Genomic DNA, 25,723 nt, shown 5'->3' on the forward strand with positions numbered 1-25,723 from the left:
TGAACCTGCTCAGGCCTGTGGCAACACCGGCTGCGGACAACAGGCACCTCGTTCATGCAACGCCAACCCTCGCCGGTTGGCGTTTTTTTTGGCGCAGTGGGCCACTGCTGCCTGTGACCCTGATTGGGATACGCATCCGTTCTTGTCGCCTGCGGAAAACGCGCATGGATTGCACCGAATTCCCGGCAACATCCATTATTTTCGCAATATTTGTTGCCAAAGTACTTCGAGGTTGTATGATGCTCGTCTATTGCTACCAATAGTCGTCGATGGTCAATACAACCAGGAATCAACAACATATCCATGCCGATGACCACGCCAGCGCCGCTACAAGACGCCGATGGCGAGCACGATGCGCTGATAGAACAAAACGCCATCCTGTGCAGTGCCAATCAGCATCTTCTGCTGGCAACACTCGATGCCGAGGACTTGCGCGCACAAGCAGAAGCCGCCAACCGGCGCCAGAATGAATTTCTTGCAATGCTGGCCCACGAACTGCGCAATCCGCTTGCGCCGATCAGCATGGCCAGCGCGATGATGGGAAAACTGCCAGAGCCGTCAACCGAGCTGTTGCACATCAAGGCCATCATCGAACGGCAAGTGGGGCAACTCTCGCGCCTGCTGGACGACTTGCTCGACGCGGCGCGCATCAGCAGCGGCAAGATCGAACTGCACAAGCAGGCGCTGCTGGTTGCCGAGCAGCTTGCCAATGCGGTGGACACCGTGCAGGCACGCGTCAACGATCGCAGGCAGCAGTTGAGCATCGAGGTGCCTGATCACGCCATCTGGGTGTTTGGCGATGCTGTCAGGTTGGCGCAAGTGTTCTCGAACCTGCTGGTCAACGCGTCGAAATTCACACCGATTGGCGGCAGCATTGCTCTTCGGGTTGGCATCGTCGGCAATGACGTGGTCGTGACGGTCGAAGATGACGGCGACGGCATCGCCGCCGACGTCCTGCCGACCGTCTTCACCCTGTTCACCCAGGGTCCCCGAACGCTGGCCCGCTCCCAGGGTGGCCTGGGAATCGGCTTGAATATCGTTCGCAATGTCGTCGAGATGCATGGTGGCAGCGTCAGCGCAGCCAGTCCTGGACTGGGCCACGGCACAGTCTTCACGGTCAGGCTGCCGCTGCTCGAGGTAACCGATGCGCCGCTCGACGTGGTGCCTGACGCCGTGGCGCCCCCATTGCGCCACCATATTCTGCTGGTCGAAGACAACCTGGATGCCAGCGAGATGCTGGAGATGGTGTTGTGTTCAGAGAATCATACCGTCATCAAGGCGTTCGATGGCGTCGCCGGACTCGCACTGGCATGTACCGGCGCCTTCGATGTCGTCCTGTGCGATATCGGCCTGCCAAAGATGACTGGCTACGACCTGGTCCGGACCTTGCGCGCCACCCTGGCCCAGGCCACGCCCTTTTGCGTGGCCATATCGGGCTACGGCCAGCCTGAGGACAGGGCGCGCGCCCTGGCATCCGGATTTGACGAGCATCTGTTAAAGCCGATCAATATTGATAATCTGTTACAGTTGGTCGCTTCGGTTCCCCTCAAGACAGCGCATGCCCCGCAGCCCTCCGTGTGATCGCCTCGTGCAGTGTTATGCAATGTACACCCTGAAGCCCTGCCCATCAACGCAGCGGAGAGCCATCCTCCCTGCGCCAACATCAAGCCGAATTATTTCCAGGAAATGTCCATGACGGCTCCCATCAACCTCCAGCGGCACGCGCTGATCGAGCGCGCCGTGCTGGTGCTTGGACAACGTGGCGAATCCAGCGTGACCTTGTGGACGAGCATCGCGACCGCGCTCGGCAAGATCATCGGTCACCAGGGGTTCGATTCGCTGCTGGTCAGATGCATGAATGAGCTCGAACCAGACCATCCATGGCTGGCTGGAGTGCAACCGGCCGACACCGGCGCACTCACCCATCTGTCGACCCTGCTGGCCAGCCGCGCCCCCGAAGAATCGGAGCGCGCCAGCGCCGCATTGCTGCATATTTTCGCCGATACCCTGATCCTGCTGGTCGGCGAACTCGTAACCAATCGCATCCTCCATTCCGCCTGGAAGACGCTCGCTGTAGAAGATGCATCGGAGCCATCAAAATGAACAAAGTAACTATCCGCCTGCTGCCGACCGGCGTGCCCGGACTCGATGATTTGCTGGGCGGCGGCGTGCCCGAGTTTTCGTTCAACCTGCTTGCCGGAACACCGGGCAGCGGCAAGACGACGATGGCGCACCAGATGATGTTTTCATTGGCCAGCCCGGCGCGGCGGGCAATTTTCTTCACCGTGCTGGGCGAACCTGCGCTCAAGATGCTGCGCTATCAGCAACAGTTCCCTTTCTTCGATCCCGACAAAATCGATGACTCGATCCGGTTCGTCAACCTCTCGGCCGATCTGCTCGAGGGAAATTTCGATACCGTGCTTGCCCGCATTACGGAAGAAGTCCGCGCTTTTGGCGCGAGCCTCGTGTTTGTCGATTCGTTCCGCTCCGTCGTGCAGACGGCGCGCGGCCTTGACGACGGCGCGAACCTGCAGCATTTTGTCCAGCAACTGGGCATGCAGATGACGAGCTGGCTGGCGACGACCTTCCTGATTGGCGAGTACCTGGCGCCCGAAGAAGAGTCAAGTCCCGTGTTCACGGTTGCCGATGGCATCATCTGGCTGTCTCAACTGGTACACCGCGATGCCCTGGTGCGCAAGATCCAGGTCGTCAAGCTGCGCGGCCACGCACAAAGGCTGGGGATGCACACGTTTCGCATCGACGAGCAGGGCCTGCGCATCTTCCCGCGCGCGATGGTCGGGCAAGGCCTGGGCGCGCCAGCGCGCTTCAAGCCGACGCAGCGCCTGTCGCTGGGCGTACCCGCGATCGACACGATGCTCGGGGGTGGACTACCAGCCGGCTATTCGATGCTGGTCGTCGGCCCGTCGGGGTCCGGCAAGACGGTACTGGCCACCCAGTTTCTCGAAGCAGGGGCGCGTGTTGGCGAACCGGGGATCATCGCGGCCTTTGAAAAAAGTCCGAATCAGCTGATGAGCCAGCGGCTCGATGCGCTGGTCGAAAGCGGCAGCGCCGGCGTGATCAACACGCGCACGCTCGACTTATCGCTCGACGAAGTGCTGCATGACCTGATCGAAATGATCATCAAGATGAACGCCAAGCGGGTCGTCATCGATTCGTTGTCCGGCTTTGAAATGGCGCTGGCTTCGGTGTTTCGCGAAGACTTCCGCGAGTCGCTCTACCGGCTGGTGGCCTCGTTGACGCAGATGGGCGTGACGGTCCTGTTGACCGCCGAGACCGAAGACCGGTACACCGACCTGCGCTTTTCAACGTACGGCAATGCCTTCCTGGCCGATGCGATCGTGATGCAGCGCTATGTCGAACTGCACGGCCGTCTGCGCCGGGTGATGTCGGTGGTGAAGGTGCGCGCCAGCGCGCATAGCGACCACCTGCACTTCTACGACATCCACGACGGCGACATCCACGTCGGTGACACGCTGGAACATTACGAAGGCATCCTGACGGGGCAGCCGCGCCTGCATGGGCGAGGCTGACGGGCGGCTTACTTGCGCCTGGCCAGTGCGCGATCGAGCGCATTGGCGAAATGGCGGCTGTCGGCCTGGCTGAACGCCGCCGGCCCGCCCGTATCGACGCCGCTGCCGCGCAGCTCTTCCATGAAGGCGCGCATCGTCAGTTGTTGCGCGATCGTGTCCTTCGTGTACCAGTCGCCGCGCGGATTGAGCGGCAGGCCACCCTTTTCCAGCACCAGCGCTGCCAGCGGAATGTCGCCGGTGACGACGATGTCGCCCGGACTGACCCGCTCGACGATCTCGGCATCGGCCACATCGGCGCCCGATGGCACCTGCAGCGCGCGGATGAAACGCGAGCCTGGCACCCTGATCAACTGATTCGCTACCAGCGTGACGTTCAGTTGCGTGCGCTCGGCCACCCGGAACAGGATGTCCTTGATGACACCAGGACAGGCATCGGCATCGACCCAGATATGCATGATAAGAATGAAGTGAGTGGTTCTGAAAGATCAGTCGGGCGCTTCACCATTGATGATGAACTGGTGAAAAAGCTCATGGTGTGGCCCGGGCTGGACCGACCTGAACGGCAGCCGCGTAAAAGCGCTCTGCCAGAAACGCAGCGCACGTTCATCCTTGCGAAACACGGCAAACAACCATGGCCCTTCGTGACCCGGCACGATCTTGCGCGTGGCAGCCTCGGCCAGGCCGAGACGGCGGTACTTCGGCATGACGAACAAGTCGGCCAATTCCCGGATCTGTCCATTCTCGAACGGGATCAACTCGACCAGGACAAAACCGGCCGCTTGGCCATCTACGGTCAACAGGTACGCTACGTCCACGCCGTCTGGCTCGCAATAGCTTGCCACCCCATCCGCGTCGCACTCGTACAGCCCATCCGCCAGCAAGTCTTCGCCGCTCCAGTGCGTCGCCTCGAAGTAATACAACTGCAGCATGCGGAACAACAACGCCTGATGCTCGCGTGTGGCACGCTCGACCGCGAATCGACTGTCGGCTGGCTGCAGCGGCACTGTCATTTCAAGCGGCAGGTCAGCACCCAGTAAAACTCCCAGCGCGCCACGCGGATCTCGCGCCCGGCCACGCCCACGCGCTTGCGCAGCGCGCTGTCGGTCGGGTAGTTCTTGACGAGTTCATGCTGCTTGCCGTCGGCGTCGAGCTGGAATTCGTGGGTGTTGCCCAGCAAGTCGGTGCGCACGGTGACGGCGCTCTCGCCTTCGACGTAGTTATCGTCGAACAGCACCAGCAGCACATCCTTGCCCAGTCGCTTTTTCAGCGCCTGCAGCAGGTCGTCCTGCTGCTTGCGGGTCAGGTGCGCCCACAGGCCGCCGAGGAACACGGCCGTGAACTTGTCGTCGCCCGCGCCCAGCTCGTCCGGCAAAGGGTCGGTCATCAAATTCAGCGCATCCAGCAGGCGGTACTCGACATTGTCCAGGTCGTCGCCATGCATGCGGGCCAGCTCGAGCATCGCGGCGCTGGCGTCGGTGGCGACGATCGACGCGGCCGTTTCGGCCAGCACCTCGGTCCAGGCGCCGCTGCCGCAGCCCAGCTCCAGGATGCGGTGACCGGCCAGGAGCGTGGAAATTTGCTCGCGCGCTTCGTCCAGGTCGTCGAGCTGCTCGTCGACCACCTCGGCGGCGGCGTTGTCATAGTGGGCGGCGATGCTGTCGTAATAGGCGATAACCGGATTCTTGTCCATCGGTGCTTCCATTGAAATGTCGTTGTGCATCAAAGTTCGTAATTGTCCCCACCGCGCATGGCCGATTCGACCATCTTGCGATTCAGTGTCGGCGTCAGCAGTTCGATGAAGGTGTACACATAGCTGCGCAGGTAGGCGCCCTGCTTGATCGCCACGCGCGACGTGTTCATGCCGAACAGATGGCCGACCGGGATGGCGCGCAGGCCGCGGTCGCGCTCGGCATCGTAGGCCATGCCGGCGATGATGCCGATGCCCATGCCCAGTTCGACGTAGGTCTTGATCACGTCGGCATCGATCGCCTCCAGCAACACGTCGGGTTTCAGGCTGCGCAGGCCAAAGGCGTGATCGATCTTGCTGCGCCCGGCGAAGGCGGCATCATACGTGATGATCGGGTAGCTGGCGATTTCTTCGAGCGAGATCGCCCGCGACTTGAACAGCGGGTGCTCGTGCGGGGCCACCACCACGTGTTCCCACTGGTAGGCCGGCAGCGTGATCAGGCCGTCGATCGTCGTGATGGCCTCGGTGGCGATGGCCAGGTCGGCCTGGTCGCTCTTGACCATGTCGGCGATCTGCTTCGGATTGCCCTGCAACAGCGACAGGCGTACCTTCGGGTATTTCTGCATGAAGGCCTGCACCACCTTCGGCAGCATGTAGCGCGCCTGCGTGTGCGTGGTGGCAATGGTAAAGCTGCCGCTGTCGTGGGCGGCGTACTCCTTGCCGATGCGCTTGAGGCTTTCGATCTCCTGCATGATCAGCTCGACCGACTGCAGCACCAGCCGGCCCGGTTCGGTCAAGCCCCGGATGCGCTTGCCGTGGCGCGTGAAAATGTCGACGCCCAGCTCTTCTTCCAGCTCGATGATCGCCTTCGAGACCCCGGGCTGGGAGGTAAACAGCGATTTGGCGGCATCGGTCAGGTTGTAGTTCTGGCGCACGGCCTCGCGCACGAAGCGCAGCTGATGGAGGTTCATTCTGGAAATATTCTTGTGGGATCTGCGAACAGCATTTTAAGATGCTTATTCGGGTTACGTATATAAGCAAATAAATTATCCGTAGTTTGGAATATAAGTCGATCTCCGTATCATCGGAATATTATTGAATGGGCGTGCACTATCCGCCCTTACCGGAACAAGCCCATGTATCGTTACGACCAGTACGACCATCTCATCGTTCGCGAGCGCATCGCCCAGTACCGCGACCAGGTGGCGCGCCGCCTGAGCGGTGAGTTGCTCGAAGAAGAATTCATCCCGCTGCGCCTGCAGAACGGCCTGTACATGCAGCGCCACGCCTACATGCTGCGCGTCGCCGTGCCCTATGGCCTGCTGTCGAGCGCCCAGGTGCGCATGTTCGGCCACATCGCCCGTACCTACGACCGCGGCTACGGCCACTTCACCACGCGCCAGAACATCCAGTACAACTGGATCGAGCTGGAACAGACCCCGGACATCCTGACCGACCTGGCCTCGGTCGAGATGCACGCCATCCAGACCTCCGGCAATTGCATCCGCAACATTACTACCGACGAGTTCGCCGGTGTGGCGGCCGACGAGATCATCGATCCGCGCCCGTTCGCCGAGATCCTGCGCCAGTGGAGCACCTTCCACCCGGAATTTGCCGCCCTGCCCCGCAAGTTCAAGGTCGCGATCAATGGCGCACTGGAAGACCGCGCCGCGATTGCCGTGCACGATATCGGCCTGACGGTCGTGCACAACGAAGCCGGCGACGTTGGCTTCAAGTTCATGGCCGGTGGCGGCATGGGCCGCACGCCGATCCTGGGCAGCGTCATCCGCGAGTTCCTGCCATGGCAGCACCTGCTGACGTACACCGAAGCCGTGATGCGCGTGTACAACCAGAACGGCCGTCGCGACAACAAATACAAGGCACGCATCAAGATCTTGCTCAAAGCCATGGGCGTCGAGGAATTCACGCGCCAGGTCGAGGCCGAATGGGCCGACCTGAAGGATGGTCCCGAGACATTGACGCAGGAAGAGTTCGACCGCGTCGCCAAGTGGTTCCAGCCGCACGCTTACCGCACGCTCCAGACCATCGACGTCGCTGCTTCGCAGCAGGACAACAAACCGTTCGCCAACTGGCTCGAGCGCAACGTCAAGCCGCACAAGGTGCCGGGTTACGCCGCCGTGCTGCTGTCGCTGAAAAAAACCGGCGTGCCGCCGGGCGACGCGACCGACGGCCAACTCGATTTCGTGGCCGACCTGGCCGACCAATTCAGCTTTGGCGAAGTGCGCGTGACGCACGAGCAGAACCTGGTCCTGGCCGATGTGGAGCAGAGTCAGTTGTTCACGCTGTGGCAACTGCTCAAGTCGCAGGGTTTGGCCACGCCGAACATCGGCCTCCTGACCGACATCATCGCCTGCCCGGGCGGCGACTACTGCTCGCTGGCCAATGCCAAGTCGCTGCCGATTGCCGCGGCCATTGCCGAACGCTTCGACGACCTGGACTTCCAGCACGATATCGGCGACATCGAACTGAACATCTCGGGCTGTATCAATGCCTGCGGCCACCACCACGTCGGCAATATCGGCATCCTGGGCGTGGACAAGGATGGCAGCGAGTGGTACCAAGTGTCGGTCGGCGGCGCGCAGGGCAACACCTCAGCCATCGGCAAGATCATCGGGCCGTCGTTCTCGGCGCCGCAAATGCCGGAAGTCATCGGGCGCCTGCTGGAAACGTATGTTCAGTGTCGGATCGAGGGTGAACGCTTCGTCGACACCGTGGGCCGTCTGGGCATCGCCCCATTCAAGGAACACCTGTATGCCACGCCGATTCCGGCCGGCGAACCCGCGAAGGAAGATCAGTATGCTTGACGCTCACCCACAGATCATCAAGGGCCGCGAAGTCGTCGCCGACGACTGGAGCTTGCTGCGTCTTGCAGAAACCGATGCAGCCGAGACCATTGACGTCCCGGCCGGCAAGATCATCGTGCCGCTGACCGTCTGGCTGGCTCAACGAGCTGTGCTGGAGACGCGCGCCGAGCTTGGCGTGTGGCTGGCACCGGACGAGCGCGCGGAGAGCATCAAGGACGATCTGGGCCGCTTTGCGGTCATCGCGGTCGACTTTCCGAAGTTCACCGATGGCCGTGGCTACTCGACCGCCTTCAACCTACGGCGGCGCCTGGGCTGGACGGGCGAACTGCGCGCCATCGGCGACGTGCTGCGCGACCAGTTGTTCCAGATGCAGCGCTGCGGCTTCGATGCGTTTGCCACCCGTCCTGACCGCAGCATTCACGATGCGCTCAAGGGCTTGTCCGTGTTTTCGGAAACCTACCAGGCGTCGATCGACAATCCGGTGCCGTTGTTCCGCCGCGTGCCGAGGGAAACCCCGGCGCCGTCAGGCGACCTTGCAAGCTAGGAGCCATCCATGAGCGATCTGCACCGCCGCGTGGCCGACACCCACGCGATCCTGGAACGTATCGCCCGCGATTTCACGCCGGCCGTGTTCGCATCGAGCCTGGCGGCCGAGGACATGGTGCTGACCGACCTGATCCTGAAGGCAGAATTGCCGATTGCGATCTTCTCGCTCGAGACAGGTCGCCTGCATGCCGAAACGCTGGCCATGGTCGATCGCGTCAAGGACAGGTACGATTACGATATCGCCCTGGTCCGTCCCGACCCGCTGGCGGTCGAGCGCTACGTCACGCAAAACGGTCTGAATGCGTTCTACGAGAGCGTGGACATGCGCAAGGAATGCTGCCGCATCCGCAAGGTCGAGCCACTCGGCCGCGCGCTGGCCGGCAAGCGCGCCTGGATCACCGGGCAGCGCCGCGCGCAGTCGGCCACGCGCGCCGAGCTGGCCGTGCAGGAAGACGATCTTGGCCACGCCATGCAGAAGTTCAATCCCTTGACCGACTGGAGCGAAGAGAACGTCTGGGAGTATCTGCACTTGCATCAAGTACCATACAACGCGCTGCACGATCGCGGCTTTCCGTCGATCGGCTGCGAACCCTGCACCCGCGCCGTCCAGCCGGGCGAAGATGTGCGCGCCGGCCGCTGGTGGTGGGAAAATCCGGAATCGAAAGAATGCGGGCTGCACGTGGTAGACGGCAAACTTATCCGCATCAAGTCCGTGGCCGCGTAAGCCGCGGCACATACAAGAATAGGCACAGCCATGACATCTGTTACCGAGAAACTCTTTAACGAAGTAAACGCCGCCCACCTGGACGCGCTGGAATCGGAAGCGATCCACATCCTGCGCGAAGTGGCCGCCGAATGCAGCAACCCCGCCCTGCTGTTCTCGGGCGGCAAGGACTCGGTGGTCCTGCTGCGCCTGGCCGAAAAAGCCTTCCGCCCGGGCAGCTTCCCGTTCCCGCTCGTGCACATCGACACCGGCCACAATTTCGACGAAGTGATCGCCTTCCGCGACGCGCGCGCCGCGGAACTGGGCGAGCGCCTGATCGTCGGCAGCGTCGAGGAATCGATCCGCCGTGGCACCGTGCGCCTGCGCAACCCGGCCACGGATTCGCGCAACGCGGCGCAGGCCGTGACGCTGCTGGAAACCATCGCCGAACACGGCTTCGACGCCTGCATCGGCGGCGCCCGCCGCGATGAAGAAAAAGCCCGTGCCAAGGAACGCATCTTTTCGTTCCGCGACGAATTCGGCCAGTGGGACCCGAAAGCCCAGCGCCCCGAGCTGTGGGATCTGTATAACACCCGCGTCCATCCGGGTGAAAACATGCGCGTGTTCCCGATCTCGAACTGGACCGAACTCGATGTGTGGCAATACATCGCGCGCGAAAAGCTGGCGCTGCCGTCGATCTATTTCGCGCACCAGCGCGACGTCATCGAACGCAATGGCCTGCTGGTGCCGCTCACGCCCTTGACCCCAGCGCGCGATGGCGAGACGGTCGAGAACCGCACCGTGCGCTTCCGGACCGTGGGCGATATCTCGTGCACCTGCCCGGTCGCCTCCAGCGCCGATTCGCTGGCCGACATCATTGCCGAAACGGCGGTTACCGACGTCACCGAACGGGGCGCCACGCGCATGGATGACCAGACCTCCGAAGCCTCGATGGAAAAACGCAAGAAAGCAGGATACTTCTGATGAACGCCATGACTGATCTCAACGCCAACGGCGACACCAAAGCCAACCGTTCCTTGCTGCGCTTCATCACGGCCGGCTCGGTCGACGATGGCAAGAGCACGCTGATCGGCCGCCTGCTGTTCGACAGCAAGGGCATTTTTGCTGACCAACTGGCCGCCGTCTCGCGCGCCAAGCACAAGCGCACCGTGGGCGACACGATCGACCTGTCGCTGCTGACCGACGGCCTCGAAGCCGAGCGCGAACAGGGCATCACGATCGACGTGGCCTACCGCTACTTCGCCACGCCCAAGCGCAAATTCATCATCGCCGACACACCAGGCCACGAGCAGTACACACGCAATATGGTCACGGGCGCGTCGACCGCCGACGCCGTCATCATCCTGATCGACGTGTCGAAGGTTACGCTGCGTGAAGATGGCGGCGTCGACCTGCTCACGCAGACCAAACGCCACTCGACCATCGCGAAACTGCTGCAGATCGAGCACGTCGTGGTGGCCGTCAACAAGATGGACCTGATCGGTTACGACGGGGCGATCTACGGGCGCATCGTGGCCGAATACCGGCGTTTTGCGGCTTCGCTGGGCCTGAAGGACATCACGGCCATTCCGCTGTCGGCGCTTACCGGCGACAACGTGGTCGAGAAATCGACGAACACGCCGTGGTACGACGGCCCGACGCTGATCGACCTGCTCGAATCGCTGTCGGTCTATGACGAATCGCACAGCGCGCCCTTCCGTTTCCCGGTGCAGCTGGTGGCGCGCCACAACGGCCACGCGGCCAAGGACTTCCGTGGCTATATGGGCCGCATCGAATCGGGCGTCGTGGGCGTCGGTGACACGCTGGTCGTGCAGCCGTCCGGCCAGAGCGCGACGGTGAAAGAGATCGTCACGTTCGACGGCTCGCTGCAGTCAGCGACGGCCGGCCAATCGGTCACGCTCGTGCTGAACGAATACGTGGATGTCTCGCGCGGCGACATGCTGTCTGGTAGCGCACAGCCGGCGACCTTGCTCAAGCAAGTCACGGCCGATGTCTGCTGGATGGCCGACGAGCCGCTCGACCTGCGCCGCAAGTATTGGCTCAAGCACGGCACGCGCCAGACGGCGGCCAAGTTTGTACGGATCGACACGCTGCTGGACGTAAATACGCAGCAGCGCCATCCAGCCGAGGGCCTCAAGCTCAACGACATCGCACGCGTGCAACTGACCGTGCAGCAGCCGCTGGCGGCCGATGCCTACGACGCGATCCGCGCGACGGGTGCGTTCATCCTGATCGATGAGGTCACTCACCAGACCGTGGCCGCAGGTATGATCCGCATCGACGCGTAAACAACGAAGGGGCGCTATGGCGGCACTGGGCAAGGTCTATCTGGTGGGAGCAGGCCCCGGCGCGGCCGACCTGATCACGGTGCGCGGCGCGCGCCTGCTGGCACAAGCCGATGTGGTGCTGTACGACGCGCTGGTCACGCCCGAGATGCTGGCGTTGTGCGAACGGGCCGATAAAATCTCGGTCGGCAAGCGCTCGGGCCAGCGCTCGATGGCGCAGACGCTGATCAACGGCCAGTTGGTGGAGTGCGCGCACAAATATGCGCTGATCGTGCGTCTGAAAGGCGGCGACCCGATGCTGTTCGGGCGCGCCGATGAAGAACTCCGGGCGCTCGAAGCCGAAGGCATCGAGGTGGAAGTGGTACCCGGCATTACCACGGCCGTCGCGGCGGCGGCAGCGACCAAGCAGCCACTGACCAAGCGCGGCGTCGCGCGCAGCGTGGCGTTCTTCACGTCGAGTACCGCGCCCGATGAACCGGATCACCCCGCCTTGCCCGAAACCGACACGCTGGTCCAGTACATGGGCGGGCGTGAAGCGGCGGCCACCGCAGAACGGTTACTGGCCGAAGGCCGACGCGCTGATCTGCCGGTGGTCGTGGTGGAAAATTGCAGCCGCGTCGATCAACGCATCCTGCGTTTGACGCTGACCGACCTCGCGCGTGGACTGGAGCCCGGTCATGGGCCGGTGCTGGTCATGCTGGGTGAAGCGCTGGCGCGGCGAGAGCACCAGCCGGATTGATTCACGTTCGTTGAACGCGTGGACGGAAAATCCGTCCACCCTACGATGTCAGGCAACGGGTAGGGTGGACGGGTATCCCGTCCACGCGTTCAACCACCCAACGAATTGACGCAATAATCCGTCATCGCCCGCTGCACACCCGGATCTTCCCCGATGGCGCCGGCGACATTCAGCGTGAGATCCGGATGCGCCGCACGCACCTCGTCGCACAGCGCCGGCAAATCGCGCAGCAAATGACCACCCTTCCCCAGAAACACCGGCACCACCGTGATCTCGTCGATGCCTTGCGCGCGCAGTGCGTCGATGGTGTCGGGAAGACTCGGCGTCATCAGTTCCAGGAAGGCCAGTTCCACGACAGCCCCGGCGACGCGCTCGCGCGTCTGGTCGCGCAAGCGCTCGAAAGGCACTGCCCAGGACGCGGCGCGCGCGCCGTGGGCAAACAGGATCAGGCCACGTTTCATTGTCGTCATGCTTAATGTCGCTCCACCCACCACAGCGCGCCGAGCGCCATGAGCAGGAATAACAGGCTGGGCGCCAGCGCCGTGAAGAACGCTGGCAGGATGGTCAGCACACCGAGGTGCGAGAACAGGGAATTAATCAACAGGAAGCTCACGCCGATCATGATCCCGATGAAGATCTTCAGGCTCACGCCGCCACTGCGCGTGTGCAGATACGCGAACGGCAGCGCCAGCGCCATCAGGACAAAAATCGAAAACGGATCGATGATTTTTTTCCAGAATGCGACCTTGAAGCGCTCGGTCTCCTGCTTGTTCTCGGCCAGGTGGCGCGTGTAGACGGCCAGTTCGGCCGCCGACATGCGCTCGGGGTCCGAGCGCGACACCGACAGGATCTGCGGCGTGATTTCGGATGCCAGCGTGTAGGTGGCCAGCTTGCGCGTGGCGATTGCCGCGGTTTCCTGGCCATAGGTGCTCTGGATCGTCTGCCCTTCCGGCACGGCCGAACCGGGCGCCGGCAGCTCGCGGCTGTTGGTAAACATCGTTTCCGTCACATCCGTCAGACGCCACGTGTTGTTGCCGCCGTAAGTGCCGCGCGCCGCCGTCACGAGCGAGCGCATGCGCATATTGTTGTCGAACTCGTAGAGGCGCACGTCTTCGAGCTGGCCGTCGGCCGCGATGCGGCGCACATTGAAGAAGCGCGAGCCGGTGATGGCGCCGCGCACGCCGTTTTCGTGCACGCTGTCCTTGGTCCACATCCCCGAGCGGAATTCGGCCGAGATCGAGCCGCCCTTGGCCGTCAGGCGCATGCGCTCCGCAATCGGCGCCGTGCGCGGGGTGATCAGTTCACCGAACACGAAGGTCAGCACCACGAAGATGGCGCCGATCTTGAACAGCATCCAGGCCGCATGCCGGGTCGACATCGACGAGGCGCGCATGATGGTGAACTCGGAGCTCGAGGCAAATTGCGCCATCGTGTAGATGGTACCGATCAGCGCGGCCACCGGCATCACCTGGTACACATTGCCCGGCACGAGCAGCAGCACGTACAGGAACGCGTGCTGCATGCCGAAATCGTCCTTGCCGACCGATGGCAGGATGCTGGTCAGGTCCATGAAGGCGACAAGCGCCAGGAATGCGGCCAGCACGAATGCCACCGCCTGGAAGATGTTGATTGCGAAGTAGCGCTGGAGGATTTTCATTCGACGGCTGCCTCGTCACGCTTGTGCAAAGGCTGCGGCTTGCGCAGCCGGCGCTTGAAGGCGCTCAGCAGGACCAGCGGATGGTACGGGTGGTTCACGTTCAGGCGCCAGGCGAACAGGCCCGCCACGCACAGCAGCGCGAACAGGTGCAGCGGCCACCAGCCCATCGCGAAGGCGACCTTGCCCTGCTTGACGCTGGCTTCGGACAGCCGCCCCAGGTTGTTATAGGTGAAGAAGATCAGGAGCGCCAGAATCATGTTGGCCGACGACCCCGCGCGCGGATTGACGAAGCCAAGCGGGATGGCCAGCAGCATCAGGATCAGGCAGGTGATCGGCGCAGCGATGCGCGCCAGCAGTTCGGCCTGCGTAAAGCGGTTGGGCGCGAGCAGCAGCGCGGGCGTGGACAGGGCTGCCACCGGGATGTCGGCGCCGAGCATCGGGGCCTGCGTGGCCACGCGCATGCTGTAGCGCTCGAACTCCATCGTCTGGAAGTTGGCCTGACCGGGAATGCCTTCGTAGCGGCGCCCGTTGCTCAGCACGAGGAACTGGCCGCCCTTGCCGTCCGATTCGATCACCCCCTGCTTGGCCACCACCACCGAGTGCGTGTTGCCAGCGACGCTGTTGACGAACACGTTCTGCACGACGGTCGCGCCTTCGGCGCTGCGCTCGACAAAGAACACGCGGTCGTTGGAGCTCGATTCGCGGAACTGGCCCGGCGCCACGCGCTGCAGGTCTTCGCGCTTCTGGAAGCGCTCGACGAATTCGGCGCTCTTCATCTTGGCCCATGGCGTGACGACCAGCGACAGCGAGGCCACGACAAACACCATCGGCAGGCCGAGCGTGAGCACGGGTCGGATCCACGCCAGCAGCGACTGGCCGGACGCGAACCAGACCACCATCTCGGAGTCGCGATAACTGCGGGTGACGGCGACGACGACGGCGATGAAGCAGGTGAGGATCAGGATAATCGGCAGCAGCTCGGCGCTGCGAAATACGATCAGCGACAGCACGTCGCTCGACGCGACCTTGCCACCGGCGGCGCGGCCAAGAATGGCGATCAGCGTCCAGGTAACAAGAATGGAAAACAGCACCGTGAAGGTCGCGCCAGCGGCGCTTGCCAACTCACGTTGCAGGGAACGTCGGAAGATCATTCAATAGAGTCGTTATAATTGCAGATTAGGCAGTCCGCCGCGAACAACGAATCGGAGAACCAAATGGACTTTAGCATAAAAGCATTCGACACAAAAAACACCCTGGCAGCGGCGAAAACCGGCTGTGTAGCAGTGGCGGTGTTCGACAATAAAAAATTGTCGGCTGCAGCAAAAGCACTCGACGTGAATGGCGAGATCAGCGCGGCGGTCAAGTCCGGCGACATCAGCGGCAAGCCCGGTTCGACCCTGCTGCTGCGCGGCGTTGCGGGCGTGACTGCGGCGCGCGTGCTGCTCGTCGGCCTGGGCGCCGACGAACTCGTTTCCCAGAAAAGCTTCACCACGGGCGCGACCGCTGCCCTGAAAATGTTCGCCACGCTGGGTTCCACGGACGCCATTATCGCATTCCCGCTCGAGAGCGTGAAAGAACGCGATGCAAACTGGGCGCTGCAGGCGCTGGTGCTCGCGTCGAGCGAGGCCGAATACCGTACCGACGCACAAAAAAGCAAGAAAGAACCGGCGCTGGCCGGTGTGCGCAAGGTCGTCATCGCCACGCCGGATGCCGGCAGCGCCAAGGCCGCCCTGGCCCAGGCGGCGGCGATTGCCAACGGCATGAAGCTCACGCGCGACCTGGGCAACCTGTCGCCCAACATCTGCACCCCGACCTACCTGGCCCAGACCGCCCGCAAGCTGGCCGACGACTTCGGCTTCGACATCGAAGTCCTGGAACGCAAGCAGCTCGAAGCGCTCAAGATGGGCAGCTTCCTGGCAGTCGCGCGCGGCAGCGAAGAAGCGCCGAAGTTCATCGTCCTGCGCCACAACGGCGGCAAGTCCAAGGATGCGCCGGTGGTCCTGGTCGGCAAGGGCATCACGTTCGACTCGGGTGGTATCTCGATCAAGGCGGGTCCAGGCATGGACGAGATGAAATACGATATGTGCGGCGCCGGCTCGGTGCTGGGCACGTTCCGCGCCGTCGGCGAGATGGGCCTGAAGCTCAATGTGATCGGCATCGTCGTCGCCTGCGAAAACATGCCGTCGGGTCGCGCCGCCAAGCCGGGCGACATCGTCACCGCGATGAATGGCACCACCATTGAAATCCTCAACACCGACGCCGAAGGCCGCCTGGTGCTGTGCGACGCGCTGTCGTACGCCGAGCGCTTCAACCCGGCCGTCGTGGTCGACATCGCCACGCTGACGGGCGCCTGCATCGTGGCCCTGGGTCACCACACGAGCGGCCTGTTCACCCGTGACGACGCAGCGCACGACGCACTGGCCGACGAACTGCTCACGGCTGGCAAGCAGGCTGGCGACGTGGCCTGGCGCTTCCCGCTGGGCGAGATCTACAACGACCAGCTCAAGTCGAACTTCGCCGACCTGGCCAACATCGGCACCCCGGGCGCCGCGTCGATCACGGCCGCATGCTTCCTGGAGAACTTCACCCGCAAGTACACCTGGGCCCACCTCGACATCGCCGGCACCGCCTGGAAGTCAGGCGCCGCCAAAGGCGCCACGGGCCGTCCGGTGCCGCTCCTGACCACGTTCCTGATGAATCGCGTGTAAGCGCCCCACGCGTCGTGAAAAAGCCCCGCATGCGGGGCTTTTTTTCGCAGCCGGGGTCAGGTCTGACATTCAGACACGACCTCAGCCTTAACCGTTTCCGGCGGTATCTTTCGTAATATTAGCATGGCGGGTGCCAGCTAATTCCGACTACCCAATTGTCGAGATCGTGTCCGAATGTCAGACCTGACCCCCGCTGTTCTCGAGCCAGGTCAGAACATTCTGGTCGCCACTGGATCGGCGCCAGCGGCAGCGGCGGGCTTTTCCATCGGCTGCATCAGCACGGTCAACGTGGCGGGGTAACCGTAACCAGCGCCTGAAAAGCGGTCGACATAGTGCCCGATGCCGGCAGTCGTGACCAGGTTGCCGACCAGGTTACCCGTATTGAGCTGGGCCCTGACGGTCTCGGCGGCCATGGCAACGTCACGCTTCTTGCAGCTGATCGACAACGGCCCCTTGTTGCGCGTGACCGTCACGCGGCCCGGGGCGATCACGTACCAGCGACCGGCATCATTGCTCAGGATGCAACCTACCCCACCGATCTCGCGGTAATCGAGTACGGCGCGCACTTCGAGCTGCTGCGTGGGGGAATCGGACATGGTCGCGCAGCCGCCCAGCAGGGCAAGCGCGGACAAGACAAGTGGACGGAGAAGAGGCAACATGGCGGCCATCGAGGAGCAGATGCTTCTTTAACGGCAGCGGCGCACAAATACTGAGGTGGGATTAGTCGAGCGGCGCAAAGCGCGGTTGCAGGGCGCCGCCGACGGTGACGGTGTCAAAGAACGCATCGCGGGGACGCACCCAGACTGCCCCGCCCGCATCCCGGTACACGATGACCGGGGTGTGGTCGGATTCCAGCAGCGCCTCGTACAACAGCTCGTAGATGCCGCCCTTGTAGTGGCGGTAACGCATCCGGCAGACAAACTCAGACCTTTTCGGCCTCGGCCTTCTGCTTTTTCTTCAGACCCTGGATGACCTTGAGCACGCCTTGCATGCCTGCGGTTTCGTCCAGTTCGCTGAAGGCGTCCAGAACTTCGTTCAGCACGCTGTTGCGCACTGCCGCTTCATCCGGCGCGATGGCGGGCGCAGGGCTGCCGTCCTTGCCGAACTTCGACGGCGAATCGGCCGCGGTCTTGGCGCCATGCGCCAGGGCAGCTTGCCAGATGACCCAACGACGCTGGGTTTCGAAAACGAGGTATTCCTCGGGCTTGTCTTCGCGGCGGCGAACGATGTGGCCTTCACGCTGGGCCCATGCTTCAAATGCACTGCGCATTTCTGTCCTTTTCAAATCTGCATCAGGATGATGAACTCCTGAACGCAATATTTCACAATAGTACCACTAGCACACGTCGATGGCTTGAAACAACTGTGTGAGCTATCAGCCAACGCTGCATCGCGAGCAGCCAATGGTACAATGAAAGTTGCACCTACGCAATTTTATTATTACCAAAAAGCAATTCCTCGATGCTATCGCGTCATGCGATCAGTACCGGACCCAACCAGTTATAGTCTTGAAGGGCCAATCGGGCAATACTTTTTGGAAAGTTACTGATGGATAGTGTTATCAGATGTTGTAATTATACCAACCAAGCATCCATAACCCTATCGTTATTTCATGCGCGACAGGTAATCAATCCGGTAATTTCGTTAATAATAGCCTGTTGGCAAGCAATTAGCTTGCGCACAATTGAGTTACCAGCAACTCCACAACGTTAACTGTAGATAAACCGATGAAAATTGTCACTTGGAATGTGAATTCTTTAAAAGTCCGGCTTGCACATTTGCTGCAATGGCTCGACACCAATCCTGTTGACTTGCTTTGCATTCAAGAGACCAAACTGACCGACGACAAGTTCCCCGTCGCCGAGCTCAATGCTGCCGGCTACCAGGTCGCGTTCTCGGGTCAAAAGACGTATAACGGCGTCGCGATCCTGTCCAGGCTGCCAATCGAGGATGTCGTGCGCAACAATCCGCACTTCGAGGATCCACAGCAGCGCCTGCTGGCCGCGACGATCGGTGGCGTGCGCTTCATCTGCGCGTACGTGCCGAACGGGCAGGAAGTCGGTTCGGACAAATATGCCTACAAGCTGGCCTGGCTGGCGGCCTTGCAAACGTGGGTGGCGGCCGAGATGGCCGCGCATCCGCAGTTCGCGATCCTGGGCGACTACAATATCGCGCCCGAGGCACGCGACGTGCACGACGTGGCCGAATGGGAAGGCCGGATCCACTTCTCGCTGCTTGAACGCGACGCGCTGCAGGCGCTGATGGCGCTCGGTCTGTCCGACGCGTTTCGCCTGTTCGAGCAACCCGAGAAGCAGTACAGCTGGTGGGATTATCGCCAGATGGCGTTTCGCCGCAACCGCGGCCTGCGCATCGATCACATCCTGCTCTCCAAGGTCCTGGCCGAGCGTTGCACCGCCTGCCACATCGACCGCGAGACGCGCAAATGGGAGCAGCCGTCGGACCATGCTCCCGTGGTGGCGACGCTGGCCGACTAACCTGCCAGCAGCCTGCCGATCTGCGCGGCCGGTAACGGCCGCGCAAACAGATAGCCTTGCGCGAACCCGCAGCCGAACGAGCGCAGCAGCGCATACTGCCCTTCCGTCTCCACGCCTTCGGCCACCACCGCCAGTTGCAGGCTGTTTGCCAGCGCCATCACGGCCGCCACGATCGCGCGATCCTCGGCGCTCCCTTCCAGCTCGCGCACGAAGGCGCGGTCGATCTTGATCTTGCGTACCGGGAAACGCTTGAGGTACGCCAGGCTCGAGTAACCCGTGCCGAAGTCGTCGATCGACAGGCACATTCCCATCGCATTCATCTGGCGCAGCGTCTCGAGCGTCTGGCCGCCATGCTGCATCAGGGCCGTCTCGGTGATCTCGAATTCCACCAGAGCCGCGTCGATGCCGGTTTCGTGCACGATGGCGCGGATCGAGTCGACCAGGCCGTGGTGCGTGAACTGACGCGCCGACAGGTTGATCGCGAGCGGCACGACGTCCAGGCCTTCGCTGCGCCACAACTGGTTCTGCACGCACGCGGTACGGATCACCCACTCGCCCACCGCCATGATCATGCCGCTTTCTTCGAGGATCGGGATGAATTCGTCCGGGCCGACCAGTTCGCTGCCCCCACGCCGCCAGCGCAGCAGCACTTCGAGCGCGTGCACGCGGCGCGTGGCGATGCACATGATCGGCTGGTAGTGCAGCTCGAATTCACCCCGCGCCAGCGCGCCGCGCAGGCTCGATTCGAGGTCGAAGTGACGCGCCGCGGCCTGGTTCATGAGCTCGGTGAAAAACTGGTAGTTGTTGCGGCCCGCCGCCTTGGCCTGATACATCGCCGCGTCGGCGTGGCGCATCAGCGTATCGACGTCGCCGCCATCCTGCGGATACAGGCAGATGCCGATCGACGGCGAGATATGCAGGCTGTGGCCTTCGATCGCGCACGGCGAGGCCAGCGCCGCGATGATCGTGTCGCCGATCGCCGCAGCGGCGCCAGCGACATCGACCCCGGGCAGCAGCACGACGAATTCATCGCCGCCGAGGCGCGCCACCAAGTCGCCCGGGCGCACCGAACGCACCAGCCGGCGCGCGACTTCGCGCAGCAGCTGGTCCCCCACCAGGTGACCGAGCGAATCGTTGATCGTCTTGAACCGGTCCAGGTCGAGGAACATGAGCGCCAGGCCCGTGCCCTGGTGCGGCTCGTCGCCGCTGGCCACGCTGCGCATGGCCGCATCGAGCCGGTCCGCCAGCATGGCGCGGTTGGGCAAGCCGGTCAGGCTGTCGTGGTAGGCCATATGGTGCACGCGCGCCTCGGCCTGGCGCCGCTCGTTGATTTCTTCCTGCAGCAGCGCGTTGGCGCCGGCCAGTTCCGCGGTGCGCTCGGCTACGCGCACTTCGAGCTCGTCGCGCGCGCGGCGCACTGCATCGGCCGCTTCGCGCTGGGCCGTCACGTCGTCGACGAGCCAGACGCTGCGCCCGCGCGCGTGCGCAGCGTCGAACAGGCGGCCGGACAGGCGCGCCCAGAACCGCGTGCCGTCGCGCCGCAGCAGCTCATGCTCGGCCATGTGGGCCTGACCGACGGCGAACCGCGTTTCCGACATCCCGCGCGCCGCCATCCAGCTGGTCTGGTCGGGATACAGTGCGCGCACCGGATTGCCGTCCATGCCGCCCGGCGGCGCGCCGAACAGCTCTTCCATCTTGCGGTTGCAGTGCAGCGTGCGGCCATTCTCGACGACCGCGATGCCCAGCACCGCATTGTCGAGGATGGCGCGGTTTTCCATCAGCGCCTCGCGCAGCGACTGCTCGTCGCCCTTTTCACGGGTGCGGTCTTCGAGCATCCAGATCGTGCCCTTGTCGGGATCGAGCGGATTGACCTGGTAGCCGATCATCAGGACCCAGGCCGGGGCCCCGTCCTTGCGCACCAGCGTGCGCTCGGTGCGAAACGGCCGGCCATCGGCCAACTGCGGATACGCCTCGGCGCCCAGCGCGCGGTACGCGTCTTCGTCGGGATACAGCACGCGCGTCGAGACGCCCAGCGGCTCGTCGCTGGCATAGCCGAACATTGTGCAGAAGGCGGGATTGGCGCGCCGGATCACGCGGTTGCGGGTGAACATGACGCCGATCGACGCGTTGGTCATGATCGCCTGCATTTCGCTGGCCGCCTGGCGTGCCTCGGTCACATCCTCGACGATCCAGATCGTGCCGGCACTGCGGTTGCCCGGTTCGACAGCGCAGCCGCGCAGGCGCGCCCAGAAGACCGAGCCGTCGCGGCGACGGAACTGCTGCTCGCTCTTTTCGAACATGTCACCGCGCGCCAGTACCGCGAATGCCTCGCCAATCAGGCTCTGGTAGGCCTCGGGCGACAGGCACACGTCCTGCGGCGAGATGGTACCGACTTCATGCTGCGCATAGCCGAACATCTCGCCCAGGCGCGGGTTGAACGAACGGATCTGGTCGGGCTGGGTGACGGCGATGCCAACCGGTGCGTGTTCAAAGATCGCACGCTGTTCGCGCACCGTGCGGCGCAGGCCGCCCAGGTCTATTGCGCGCAGGCCGCTGGCCGGCATCGTGGGAACTTGCGGGGTCGAGAATCCATCCATCGTCGAGGCAGGCAGGCTGTGGGTAGTGATTGTCAGGAGTTGTCATTTAGCAACCTATTATCCCAATCATAACCCGGAACCGCCAGGCATTCCAATCTGGATCGACCAGAATGCGACACTAGCCCGGCACCCGCACCCAGCCTTCCATCAGAACGCGTGCACTGCGGCTCATGCTGGCCTTCGCCACGCGCCACTGGCCATGGTCCAGCACCGCTTCGGCGCCCACCCGCAACGTGCCGGACGGATGGCCGAAACGCACTGCCGAGCGCTCACCGCCCCCTGCCGCCAGGTTGACCAGCGTGCCCGGAATGGCCGCCGCCGTGCCGATCGCCACCGCCGCCGTGCCCATCATCGCGTGGTGCAACTTGCCCATCGACAGCGCCCGCACCAGGAGGTCGATGTCCCCCGCCGCAACCTGCCGCCCGCTCGACGCCACATATCCGGCCGCCTTGGCCACGAATGCGACCTTCGGCGTGTGCTGGCGCTTGCCCGCCTCGTCGATGCTGGCGATGAGGCCCATGCGCAGCGCGCCGTGTGCGCGGATCGTCTCGAACACGGCCAGCGCGCGCGGGTCGCCATTGATCGCGTCCTGCAGTTCGGTGCCGTCGTAGCCGAGCGCGCCGGCCTCGATGAAGATGGTCGGGATGCCGGCGTTGATCAGGGTCGCGCGCAGCACGCCCACGCCCGGCACGTCGAGTTCATCGACCAGGTTCCCGGTCGGGAACATGGCGCCGCCACCGCCCTCTTCCTCGGCGGCCGGGTCCATGAATTCGAGTTGCACCTCGGCCGCCGGGAAGGTCACGCCATCGAGCTCGAAGCCGCCTGTTTCCTGCACCTGCCCAGCGGCCATCGGCACGTGCGCGATGATCGTCTTGCTGATATTGGCTTGCCAGATACGCACGATCGCCACGCCGTCGTGCGGCACGCGCGCCGGATCGACCAGGCCTGCTGCGATCGCGAACGGGCCGACCGCCGCCGACAGGTTGCCGCAATTGCCGCTCCAGTCGACGAATGGCTTGTCGATCGCCACCTGGCCGAACAGGTAGTCGACGTCGTGCTCCGCGCGCGTGGAAGCCGCGACGATGACGGCCTTGCTGGTGCTGGACGTGGCGCCGCCCATGCCGTCAATCTGCTTGCCGTACGGGTCGGGACTGCCGATCACGCGCAGCAGCAGCGCGTCACGCGCGGCGCCGGCCACGCGGGCGTCTTCCGGCAGGTCGTCCAGCTTGAAGAACACGCCCTTGCTGGTGCCGCCGCGCAGATAGGTGGCGGCGATCCGGCGCTGGGGAAGATAGGTCGTTGATGCCATCATGCCGCCTTCACGGTCGATTCGAGGAAATCCTGCGCGAAGCGCTGCAGTACGCCGCCGGCCTCGTAGATGGCCACTTCTTCGGCCGTATCGAGCCGGCACGTGACGGCCACCTCGACCCGCTCGCCGCTCGCGCGGTTGATGACCAAGGTGAGCTCGGCGCGCGGCGTGCGCGCGCCGATCACGTCGAACGTTTCGGTGCCGTCGATGGCCAGTGTCAGGCGGCTCTCGCCCGGCTTGAATTCGAGCGGCAGCACGCCCATGCCCACCAGGTTGGTGCGGTGGATGCGCTCGAAGCCTTCGGCGGCAATCGCCTCGACGCCCGCCAGGCGCACGCCCTTGGCCGCCCAGTCGCGCGACGAGCCCTGGCCGTAGTCGGCCCCGGCGATGATGATCAATGGCTGCTTGCGCGCCATGTAATGCTCGATCGCCTCCCACATGCGGGTGACCTCGCCCGACGGCTCGATGCGCGCGAGCGAACCGGCCAGCACCTTGCCCTGGCTATCCTTGACCATCTCGTTCTTGAGCGTCGGATTGGCGAACGTCGCGCGCTGCGCCGTCAGGTGGTCGCCCCGGTGCGTGGCGTACGAATTGAAGTCTTCTTCGGGCAGGCCCATTTTGGCCAGGTATTCACCGGCGGCCGAGTCGAGCAAAATCGCGTTCGACGGCGACAGGTGGTCGGTGGTGATGTTGTCACCCAACACCGCCAGGGGCCGCATCCCGGCCAGCGGCCGGCTGCCCGCCAGCGCGCCTTCCCAATATGGTGGGCGGCGAATATAGGTGCTCGGCGCACGCCAGTCGTACAGCGGGCTGACCGCGGCGCCGTCGTCGGCCACGCGTGCGAACATCGGCGTGTAGACCTTGCGGAACTGTTCCGGCTTGACGCTCGCGGCGACCACGGCGTCGATTTCCTCCTCCGATGGCCACAGGTCGGCCAGGCGAATTTCGCGGCCAGATGCGTCCAGTCCCAGCACGTCCTTCTCGATATCGAAACGGATGGTGCCGGCAATCGCGTAGGCCACGACCAGCGGCGGCGAAGCCAGGAAGGCCTGCTTGGCATACGGGTGGATCCGGCCGTCGAAATTGCGGTTGCCCGACAGGACGGCCGTTGCATACAGGTCGCGCTTGATGATCTCGTCCTGGATCGTCGGATCCAGTGCGCCGCTCATGCCGTTGCAGGTGGTGCAGGCAAAGGCGACGACGCCAAAGCCCAATTGGTCCAGTTCGCAGCTCAAGCCCGCTTCGTCGAGGTACAGCGCCACCGCCTTCGAGCCGGGCGCCAGTGACGTTTTCACCCAAGGTTTGCGCGCGAGGCCAACGCGGTTGGCGTTGCGCGCCAAGAGGCCCGCCGTGACCATATTGCGCGGGTTGCTGGTATTGGTGCAACTGGTAATCGCGGCGATGATGACGGCGCCATCGGGCATCTGGCCCGGGGTGTTTTCGACCACGCCCGAGATGCCGCGCGCGGCCAGTTCGGACGTCGGCACGCGCTTGTGCGGATTGGACGGGCCGGCGATATTGCGCACCACGCTTGATAAATCGAACGACAGCGTGCGTTCGTATTCGGCGCTGTGCAGACTGTCGGCCCACAGGCCGGCGTGCTTCGCATATGTTTCGACCAGGTGCACGGTCGCGTCGTCGCGGCCGGTCAGGCGCAGGTACTTGATGGTTTGTTCGTCGATGTAGAACATCGCAGCGGTGGCGCCGAATTCGGGCGCCATGTTCGCGATCGTCGCGCGGTCGCCCAGCGTCAGTGCGGCCGCGCCCGCGCCGAAGAATTCCAGGTAAGTCGAGACGACCTTTGCATTGCGCAGGAACTCGGTCAGCGCCAGCACGACGTCGGTCGCGGTGATGCCCGGCTGCGGTTTGCCGGTGAGTTCGACGCCGACGATGTCGGGCAGGCGCATCCACGAGGCGCGGCCCAGCATCACGCTCTCGGCTTCCAGCCCGCCGACGCCAATGGCGAGTACGCCAAGCGCATCGACCATCGGCGTGTGCGAATCGGTGCCCACCAGCGTGTCCGGATAGGCCACGCCGCGTTCGACCTGAATCACCGGCGACATGCGCTCAAGATTGATCTGGTGCAGGATGCCGTTCCCGGGCGGGATCACGTCGACGTTCTTGAAGGCTTTTTTGGTCCAGTCGATGAAGTGGAAGCGGTCTTCGTTGCAACGGTCTTCGATGGCGCGGTTCTTGGCAAAGGCATCCGGGTCGAACCCGCCGCATTCGACGGCCAGCGAATGGTCGACCACGAGCTGCGTTGGCACGACCGGGTTGACCAGCGCCGGGTCGCCCCCTTGCAGCGCAATCGCGTCGCGCAGGCCAGCCAGGTCGACCAGCGCAGTCTGGCCGAGGATGTCGTGGCAGACCACGCGCGCCGGAAACCACGGAAAGTCGAGGTCGCGCTTGCGTTCGATGAGCTGCCCCAGCGCATCGCGCAGGCTCGCGGGCGCGCAGCGGCGCACGAGGTTTTCGGCCAGCACGCGCGACGTGTAGGGCAGCGTAGCGTAGGCACCGGGGGCGATCGCGTCGACCGCGGCGCGGGTGTCGAAGTAGTCGAGCTCCGTGCCCGGCAGAGAGGTGCGGTAATCGGTATTCAT

The 25,723-nt window shown here is 63.6% G+C and carries 24 protein-coding genes; 11 read left to right on the forward strand and 13 right to left on the reverse strand.

The features are described from left to right. The first annotated feature begins 303 nt into the window (after positions 1-303). From RCH14_RS00330 to RCH14_RS00340, 3 genes are all read left to right on the forward strand, one after another. Positions 304-1,581: a hybrid sensor histidine kinase/response regulator gene (locus RCH14_RS00330; protein ID WP_343024182.1), complete on the forward strand. Its 1,278-nt coding sequence runs from the start codon at positions 304-306 to the stop codon at positions 1,579-1,581. A gap of 111 nt (positions 1,582-1,692) precedes the next feature. Continuing rightward, positions 1,693-2,103: a hypothetical protein gene (locus tag RCH14_RS00335; RefSeq protein ID WP_343024183.1), complete on the forward strand. Its 411-nt coding sequence runs from the start codon at positions 1,693-1,695 to the stop codon at positions 2,101-2,103. Then, positions 2,100-3,551 (forward strand): ATPase domain-containing protein, encoded by a 1,452-nt coding sequence (locus RCH14_RS00340; protein ID WP_343024184.1) that lies wholly within the window; start codon positions 2,100-2,102, stop codon positions 3,549-3,551. Before RCH14_RS00335 ends, RCH14_RS00340 begins: the two co-directional genes overlap by 4 nt. 8 nt (positions 3,552-3,559) lie before the next feature. On the opposite strand, the gene RCH14_RS00345 is transcribed toward RCH14_RS00340, so the two are convergent. From RCH14_RS00345 to RCH14_RS00360, 4 genes are read right to left on the reverse strand one after another with little or no spacing between them, the layout of a single operon-like run. After that, positions 3,560-4,006 carry a YaiI/YqxD family protein gene (locus tag RCH14_RS00345; protein WP_343024185.1) on the reverse strand — a complete coding sequence of 149 codons (447 nt, stop codon included), beginning with the start codon at positions 4,004-4,006 and terminating at the stop codon, positions 3,560-3,562. A gap of 30 nt (positions 4,007-4,036) precedes the next feature. Then, positions 4,037-4,561: a GNAT family N-acetyltransferase gene (locus RCH14_RS00350; RefSeq protein ID WP_343024186.1), complete on the reverse strand. Its 525-nt coding sequence runs from the start codon at positions 4,559-4,561 to the stop codon at positions 4,037-4,039. After that, on the reverse strand, positions 4,558-5,271 hold the full coding sequence (locus RCH14_RS00355; protein WP_343024187.1) for an L-histidine N(alpha)-methyltransferase: 714 nt from the start codon (positions 5,269-5,271) through the stop codon (positions 4,558-4,560). Before RCH14_RS00355 ends, RCH14_RS00350 begins: the two co-directional genes overlap by 4 nt. Further along, complete coding sequence (locus RCH14_RS00360) at positions 5,271-6,209, reverse strand: CysB family HTH-type transcriptional regulator (RefSeq protein WP_343024188.1); 939 nt, start codon at positions 6,207-6,209, stop codon at positions 5,271-5,273. The genes RCH14_RS00355 and RCH14_RS00360 overlap by 1 nt, the downstream gene beginning before the upstream one ends. Before the next feature lie 165 nt (positions 6,210-6,374). On the opposite strand from RCH14_RS00360, the gene RCH14_RS00365 reads away from it, so the two are divergent. From RCH14_RS00365 to cobA, 6 genes are read left to right on the forward strand one after another with little or no spacing between them, the layout of a single operon-like run. Beyond that, positions 6,375-8,063 carry a nitrite/sulfite reductase gene (locus tag RCH14_RS00365; RefSeq protein ID WP_343024189.1) on the forward strand — a complete coding sequence of 563 codons (1,689 nt, stop codon included), beginning with the start codon at positions 6,375-6,377 and terminating at the stop codon, positions 8,061-8,063. Then, positions 8,056-8,607, forward strand: a complete 552-nt coding sequence (locus tag RCH14_RS00370; protein WP_343024190.1) for a DUF934 domain-containing protein — start codon at positions 8,056-8,058, stop codon at positions 8,605-8,607. Before RCH14_RS00365 ends, RCH14_RS00370 begins: the two co-directional genes overlap by 8 nt. 9 nt (positions 8,608-8,616) lie before the next feature. Further along, positions 8,617-9,333, forward strand: coding sequence for a phosphoadenylyl-sulfate reductase (locus tag RCH14_RS00375; protein WP_343024191.1), 717 nt, complete (start codon positions 8,617-8,619; stop codon positions 9,331-9,333). A 30-nt stretch (positions 9,334-9,363) separates the two neighbouring features. Then, positions 9,364-10,296, forward strand: coding sequence for a sulfate adenylyltransferase subunit CysD (cysD, locus tag RCH14_RS00380; protein WP_343024192.1), 933 nt, complete (start codon positions 9,364-9,366; stop codon positions 10,294-10,296). Next, a complete protein-coding gene (locus tag RCH14_RS00385; RefSeq protein ID WP_343024193.1) occupies positions 10,296-11,621 on the forward strand; it encodes a GTP-binding protein in 1,326 nt (441 codons plus the stop codon). Before cysD ends, RCH14_RS00385 begins: the two co-directional genes overlap by 1 nt. Before the next feature lie 16 nt (positions 11,622-11,637). Then, entirely contained in the window at positions 11,638-12,357 is a 720-nt protein-coding gene (cobA, locus tag RCH14_RS00390; RefSeq protein WP_343024194.1) for a uroporphyrinogen-III C-methyltransferase, read from the forward strand. Between the two features lie 89 nt (positions 12,358-12,446). Here the strand turns inward: cobA and RCH14_RS00395 are convergent, their stop codons facing one another. Genes RCH14_RS00395 through lptF form a run of 3 tightly spaced genes read right to left on the reverse strand, consistent with a single transcriptional unit; the run spans position 12,447 to position 15,165 of the window. Further along, a complete protein-coding gene (locus tag RCH14_RS00395) occupies positions 12,447-12,818 on the reverse strand; it encodes a sirohydrochlorin chelatase (protein ID WP_407070032.1) in 372 nt (123 codons plus the stop codon). A gap of 11 nt (positions 12,819-12,829) precedes the next feature. Continuing rightward, complete coding sequence (gene lptG / locus RCH14_RS00400) at positions 12,830-14,014, reverse strand: LPS export ABC transporter permease LptG (protein ID WP_343024196.1); 1,185 nt, start codon at positions 14,012-14,014, stop codon at positions 12,830-12,832. After that, positions 14,011-15,165, reverse strand: a complete 1,155-nt coding sequence (gene lptF, locus RCH14_RS00405) for an LPS export ABC transporter permease LptF (protein ID WP_343024197.1) — start codon at positions 15,163-15,165, stop codon at positions 14,011-14,013. Before lptF ends, lptG begins: the two co-directional genes overlap by 4 nt. A 63-nt stretch (positions 15,166-15,228) precedes the next feature. Here lptF and RCH14_RS00410 point away from each other — a divergent pair, with 63 nt between their 5' ends. Then, on the forward strand, positions 15,229-16,722 hold the full coding sequence (locus RCH14_RS00410; protein ID WP_343024198.1) for a leucyl aminopeptidase: 1,494 nt from the start codon (positions 15,229-15,231) through the stop codon (positions 16,720-16,722). Positions 16,723-16,931: 209 nt separating this feature from the next. Here the strand turns inward: RCH14_RS00410 and RCH14_RS00415 are convergent, their stop codons facing one another. The 3 genes from RCH14_RS00415 to RCH14_RS00425 form a co-directional block, all read right to left on the reverse strand. Then, the gene (locus tag RCH14_RS00415) at positions 16,932-17,381 is read right to left on the reverse strand and encodes a hypothetical protein (protein WP_343024199.1); all 450 of its coding nucleotides are present in this window, start codon (positions 17,379-17,381) and stop codon (positions 16,932-16,934) included. A gap of 61 nt (positions 17,382-17,442) precedes the next feature. Next, positions 17,443-17,631 (reverse strand): DUF1653 domain-containing protein, encoded by a 189-nt coding sequence (locus RCH14_RS00420; RefSeq protein ID WP_343024200.1) that lies wholly within the window; start codon positions 17,629-17,631, stop codon positions 17,443-17,445. Positions 17,632-17,644: 13 nt separating this feature from the next. Further along, positions 17,645-17,992, reverse strand: a complete 348-nt coding sequence (locus tag RCH14_RS00425; protein ID WP_343024201.1) for a hypothetical protein — start codon at positions 17,990-17,992, stop codon at positions 17,645-17,647. 457 nt (positions 17,993-18,449) lie between these two features. On the opposite strand from RCH14_RS00425, the gene xth reads away from it, so the two are divergent. Next, positions 18,450-19,217, forward strand: a complete 768-nt coding sequence (gene xth / locus RCH14_RS00430; RefSeq protein ID WP_343024202.1) for an exodeoxyribonuclease III — start codon at positions 18,450-18,452, stop codon at positions 19,215-19,217. On the opposite strand, the gene RCH14_RS00435 is transcribed toward xth, so the two are convergent. The 3 genes from RCH14_RS00435 to acnD form a co-directional block, all read right to left on the reverse strand. Next, complete coding sequence (locus tag RCH14_RS00435) at positions 19,214-21,814, reverse strand: EAL domain-containing protein (RefSeq protein ID WP_343024203.1); 2,601 nt, start codon at positions 21,812-21,814, stop codon at positions 19,214-19,216. The genes xth and RCH14_RS00435 overlap by 4 nt on opposite strands. A gap of 118 nt (positions 21,815-21,932) precedes the next feature. After that, positions 21,933-23,123 (reverse strand): 2-methylaconitate cis-trans isomerase PrpF, encoded by a 1,191-nt coding sequence (gene prpF, locus RCH14_RS00440; protein WP_343025011.1) that lies wholly within the window; start codon positions 23,121-23,123, stop codon positions 21,933-21,935. Further along, positions 23,123-25,723: a Fe/S-dependent 2-methylisocitrate dehydratase AcnD gene (acnD, locus tag RCH14_RS00445; protein WP_343024204.1), complete on the reverse strand. Its 2,601-nt coding sequence runs from the start codon at positions 25,721-25,723 to the stop codon at positions 23,123-23,125. Before acnD ends, prpF begins: the two co-directional genes overlap by 1 nt.

The organism is Massilia sp. MP_M2, from assembly GCF_039123635.1.
Classification (GTDB): domain Bacteria; phylum Pseudomonadota; class Gammaproteobacteria; order Burkholderiales; family Burkholderiaceae_D; genus Telluria.

What these genes read in the sequence shown, in the direction of transcription:
- RCH14_RS00330 (WP_343024182.1), top strand. Translation starts at nt 304, where the DNA reads ATGCCGATGACCACGCCAGCGCCGCTACAAGACGCCGATGGCGAGCAC.
- RCH14_RS00335 (WP_343024183.1), top strand. Translation starts at nt 1,693, where the DNA reads ATGACGGCTCCCATCAACCTCCAGCGGCACGCGCTGATCGAGCGCGCC.
- RCH14_RS00340 (WP_343024184.1), top strand. Translation starts at nt 2,100, where the DNA reads ATGAACAAAGTAACTATCCGCCTGCTGCCGACCGGCGTGCCCGGACTC.
- RCH14_RS00345 (WP_343024185.1), bottom strand. Translation starts at nt 4,006, where the DNA reads ATGCATATCTGGGTCGATGCCGATGCCTGTCCTGGTGTCATCAAGGAC.
- RCH14_RS00350 (WP_343024186.1), bottom strand. Translation starts at nt 4,561, where the DNA reads ATGACAGTGCCGCTGCAGCCAGCCGACAGTCGATTCGCGGTCGAGCGT.
- RCH14_RS00355 (WP_343024187.1), bottom strand. Translation starts at nt 5,271, where the DNA reads ATGCACAACGACATTTCAATGGAAGCACCGATGGACAAGAATCCGGTT.
- RCH14_RS00360 (WP_343024188.1), bottom strand. Translation starts at nt 6,209, where the DNA reads ATGAACCTCCATCAGCTGCGCTTCGTGCGCGAGGCCGTGCGCCAGAAC.
- RCH14_RS00365 (WP_343024189.1), top strand. Translation starts at nt 6,375, where the DNA reads ATGTATCGTTACGACCAGTACGACCATCTCATCGTTCGCGAGCGCATC.
- RCH14_RS00370 (WP_343024190.1), top strand. Translation starts at nt 8,056, where the DNA reads ATGCTTGACGCTCACCCACAGATCATCAAGGGCCGCGAAGTCGTCGCC.
- RCH14_RS00375 (WP_343024191.1), top strand. Translation starts at nt 8,617, where the DNA reads ATGAGCGATCTGCACCGCCGCGTGGCCGACACCCACGCGATCCTGGAA.
- cysD (WP_343024192.1), top strand. Translation starts at nt 9,364, where the DNA reads ATGACATCTGTTACCGAGAAACTCTTTAACGAAGTAAACGCCGCCCAC.
- RCH14_RS00385 (WP_343024193.1), top strand. Translation starts at nt 10,296, where the DNA reads ATGAACGCCATGACTGATCTCAACGCCAACGGCGACACCAAAGCCAAC.
- cobA (WP_343024194.1), top strand. Translation starts at nt 11,638, where the DNA reads ATGGCGGCACTGGGCAAGGTCTATCTGGTGGGAGCAGGCCCCGGCGCG.
- RCH14_RS00395 (WP_407070032.1), bottom strand. Translation starts at nt 12,818, where the DNA reads ATGAAACGTGGCCTGATCCTGTTTGCCCACGGCGCGCGCGCCGCGTCC.
- lptG (WP_343024196.1), bottom strand. Translation starts at nt 14,014, where the DNA reads ATGAAAATCCTCCAGCGCTACTTCGCAATCAACATCTTCCAGGCGGTG.
- lptF (WP_343024197.1), bottom strand. Translation starts at nt 15,165, where the DNA reads ATGATCTTCCGACGTTCCCTGCAACGTGAGTTGGCAAGCGCCGCTGGC.
- RCH14_RS00410 (WP_343024198.1), top strand. Translation starts at nt 15,229, where the DNA reads ATGGACTTTAGCATAAAAGCATTCGACACAAAAAACACCCTGGCAGCG.
- RCH14_RS00415 (WP_343024199.1), bottom strand. Translation starts at nt 17,381, where the DNA reads ATGTTGCCTCTTCTCCGTCCACTTGTCTTGTCCGCGCTTGCCCTGCTG.
- RCH14_RS00420 (WP_343024200.1), bottom strand. Translation starts at nt 17,631, where the DNA reads ATGCGTTACCGCCACTACAAGGGCGGCATCTACGAGCTGTTGTACGAG.
- RCH14_RS00425 (WP_343024201.1), bottom strand. Translation starts at nt 17,992, where the DNA reads ATGCGCAGTGCATTTGAAGCATGGGCCCAGCGTGAAGGCCACATCGTT.
- xth (WP_343024202.1), top strand. Translation starts at nt 18,450, where the DNA reads ATGAAAATTGTCACTTGGAATGTGAATTCTTTAAAAGTCCGGCTTGCA.
- RCH14_RS00435 (WP_343024203.1), bottom strand. Translation starts at nt 21,814, where the DNA reads ATGGATGGATTCTCGACCCCGCAAGTTCCCACGATGCCGGCCAGCGGC.
- prpF (WP_343025011.1), bottom strand. Translation starts at nt 23,123, where the DNA reads ATGGCATCAACGACCTATCTTCCCCAGCGCCGGATCGCCGCCACCTAT.
- acnD (WP_343024204.1), bottom strand. Translation starts at nt 25,723, where the DNA reads ATGAATACCGATTACCGCACCTCTCTGCCGGGCACGGAGCTCGACTAC.